The following is a 2,897-nucleotide window of genomic DNA, read 5'->3' as shown; positions in this document are numbered from 1 at the left end:
ATGACTCAAATAGCCATGGCAAGCATACTGTTGAAACGTTTCATTATTGATAAATGAGTTTCCAAACGCGCTCTGAGCAACGGCGTGCCCAGCGTGAAACCATAGCGAAAGGAGAGTGGGACATCCTCCTGACCACGTTCGACATGCTCACTGACAGGAGGGCATCGCCGAAAAAACGGGTCTGCGGCATGAGCAACGACGAGCTGTGGGAGGCATGGTGGATGCTGGGGGACAAGCGGGATTTCTACCTGGAGAGCTGGCGCAAGGACGACCTGCTCGATAGCAGGGAGGAAGCCGCGCTGCGTGGTGACGCGACGAAAGCCGCCAAGCTCAAGATTCTGGCGAAGATCCCCCAAAATGCGTTCCCGCGCTCTGTCGTCCGTGAAGCCCGGGATGCCGCCAGCAACGAGATGTTCTTCAAAAGGCTGGGTTTCGACAACATCATCATCGACGAGGCCAGTCGCTGCCTCAACCCGGAATCCCTGCGCAGTCAGGCCATCGACACTCTGGCGGCACGCGCCGGGCGCGTCTACCTGCTGTCCGGTACGCTCTGTGTCGGACGTCCCACGGACTTCTTCATGCCCATGCACATCCTCGATCCGGCCATGCTCGGCATGAAGTTCGACAGGTTCAAGCAGCTGTTCTGTGTCTTCTCGGCACATAATCCGCACATGATCACCGGGTACAAAAACCTGGATATCCTCAAGCTCTACATCCAGCCGCACATCATCGAGCGGTCGAGGAGCGAATGCATCGACCTTCCCAAAAGAACCATCGTCAGACGGTATTACACGCCGTCCGACGCCGCCATCGATGTCCTGGAGCGTATCCGTACGAACGACACCATCAGGATAGGGGGGAAGGTTCTCGGCGTGGAGCAGCCTGTCGTAAAAATAGCCCGGGCGATGCAGGTGCTGAATGGTTTCCTGTACGTCGGCGAAGACAATGATGCGTGCAATTCATGCGGGCACGTCGTTTCCTGCGTCTCGGAAGGTATCCATCCGGGAGGAAAAGGTTGCACGAAGCAGGTTGCCAAAAGAACGGACAGGGAAGTCCATGTATTCAAGGAGAATTCCAAGCTGGCGCTCCTTGAGGAAGACCTGTCAGATTCGAGGCCTGAGGAGAAGATCATCATCTGGGCCTGGTATCGTCAGGACATCAAGGTCATAGCCGAAATGCTGACAAAAAAAGGCATAGGGTTCGTGACCCCGGAAACAAAGGACTGCACGCGCAAGTTCAATACTGACGACAGCATACGCGTGTTCCTTGGACAAACCGTACAGGGTATCGGTATCACGCTGAATGCCGCAACGTGCACCATTTATTACTCTCACGGCATGTCGCTTGAGCCCAGACTGCAAAGTATGGACAGAAACTATCGTATCGGACAGACGAAGCCTGTCATCGTGAAAGACTATGTCGCAAAGGGGACCGTCGAGGAGAACGTCGTCGAGCTGCTTGAACACAAGAAAGATGTGAAGGAATTCATGCAAAAGGACATCCGCTGTCCAACCTGTGAACATTGCATGCTGTGCCTGAAGGAAGGGATAGAATACCTGAAAAAAGGCTGTGTCCATTTCGGGGAAAGGAAGAACGCCGAGACGAAGAAAGGAGTGTGGCTGTAATATGAAGTACGAACTTCCTCGCGGGTACCTTTCCGCGAGCTCCATCGGCATGTTGCAGACATGCCCGAAGCAGTTCGAGTTCCGGTATGTGAAGAATATCGTCATTCCTCCGGGAAAAGCTCTTGTCCTCGGGTCATCCGTCCACAAGGTGTTCGAGACGTACTATTCCGATGCCATGTCGAGTTCATCAAGGCTCACGCCGTCACAGGTGGCCGAACTGACCGGAGACGTATTCGAAGAGTGGCTGGACGGGAATGAAAACACACTTACCGACGCTGACAAAAAGGAAGCACATGCCATCCTGCCCGGCATGACGTCCCTGTATGTGGAGAATGTGGGCAGACACATAAAACCGCTGGCAGTCGAACAGGAAGTGCGGTTCGAGACCAGCGACGGTGTCCCCCTGCTCGCGTACATCGACCTTCGGCACGAGAAGTTCGATGCGGGGACGGGAGAGGCCGGCGAAGGCATCGCGGACTACAAGGTGACCAGCAAGCGCTGGGATGCAGGGCGGCTGCGCAACTCCTTGCAGTTTAACCTCTACTCCCTTATGACGGGGATCGGGGATATCGAGATCCATAATCTGCTCAAGGAATCCGGCAGGGCCATGAAGCGCCCGAGCACGGATCCCGGCATTACCGACTACGCCACCAATCTGCGTGTGCTCAGGCACCATTTCGACGGGAGCCAGGCGGGCCACTTCGAACAGCTGGTAGAATCAGCGGCACGTTTGATCACTACTGGTGTGTTCGTACCGTGCGACCCGACATCCTGGGCGTGTACGCCCGAGTGGTGCGGTTATTGGGGGCTGTGTCGTGGCAGGAGGTAACCATGGAAAAAAGCCGGAAATGCGACCGGTGCGGGGTCGACCTGGCCCGTGTGGAGTCAGTCCGGTTCGGGGCTGGAGAGCTGTGCTTCCCCTGCGCTGAAAAGATGGAGGACGAGCCGGGAAAGTGCCCCGTATGCGGGACTGTTTTCAATGCTGACGACGCTGTGGCCATGCTCATGACGCGGGCGACGGCCACGCCGCAGGAACGGCTTGCGGCGCATTCGGCGTTGATACAGGTATGCCCGAAGTGTCATGTGCTGTTCTTCGACAACTTCCAGTACGGCTTGCTGGAAGGACTGAAAAGAGACAGCTAAACACACAGATTAAGAATAAGGCCTGCATGGATACCAACCATGCAGGCCTTTATTATGGGCTTTAGCCTGTTGAGCGCCTGACAGGCGCGAAACAAAAAACCACCCGCTATGCGGGTGGAGACAATACGT

3 protein-coding genes are annotated in these 2,897 nt (G+C 55.8%); all 3 read left to right on the top strand.

Annotated features, from left to right (window positions below; all coding sequences use genetic code 11):
• Positions 1–53 precede the first annotated feature (53 nt).
• Genes HF854_RS12215 through HF854_RS12205 form a run of 3 tightly spaced genes read left to right on the top strand, consistent with a single transcriptional unit; the run spans position 54 to position 2,768 of the window.
• A complete protein-coding gene (locus HF854_RS12215; protein ID WP_168936531.1) occupies positions 54–1,625 on the top strand; it encodes an SNF2-related protein in 1,572 nt (523 codons plus the stop codon).
• Position 1,626: 1 nt separating this feature from the next.
• Positions 1,627–2,454 carry a RecB family exonuclease gene (locus HF854_RS12210; protein WP_168936530.1) on the top strand — a complete coding sequence of 276 codons (828 nt, stop codon included), beginning with the start codon at positions 1,627–1,629 and terminating at the stop codon, positions 2,452–2,454.
• Positions 2,455–2,456: 2 nt separating this feature from the next.
• Positions 2,457–2,768: a hypothetical protein gene (locus tag HF854_RS12205; RefSeq protein WP_168936529.1), complete on the top strand. Its 312-nt coding sequence runs from the start codon at positions 2,457–2,459 to the stop codon at positions 2,766–2,768.
• Positions 2,769–2,897 lie beyond the last annotated feature (129 nt).

Source organism: Desulfovibrio piger (assembly GCF_012843875.1).
Taxonomy (GTDB): Bacteria; Desulfobacterota; Desulfovibrionia; order Desulfovibrionales; family Desulfovibrionaceae; genus Desulfovibrio.
The sequence above is the reverse complement of the archived record's forward strand: the minus strand, read 5'-3'. Positions and strand labels throughout refer to the sequence as shown.

Bases quoted from the DNA above. Each gene is read 5' to 3' on its own strand.
- HF854_RS12215 (WP_168936531.1), top strand. From the start codon at position 54: ATGAGTTTCCAAACGCGCTCTGAGCAACGGCGTGCCCAGCGTGAAACC.
- HF854_RS12210 (WP_168936530.1), top strand. From the start codon at position 1,627: ATGAAGTACGAACTTCCTCGCGGGTACCTTTCCGCGAGCTCCATCGGC.
- HF854_RS12205 (WP_168936529.1), top strand. From the start codon at position 2,457: ATGGAAAAAAGCCGGAAATGCGACCGGTGCGGGGTCGACCTGGCCCGT.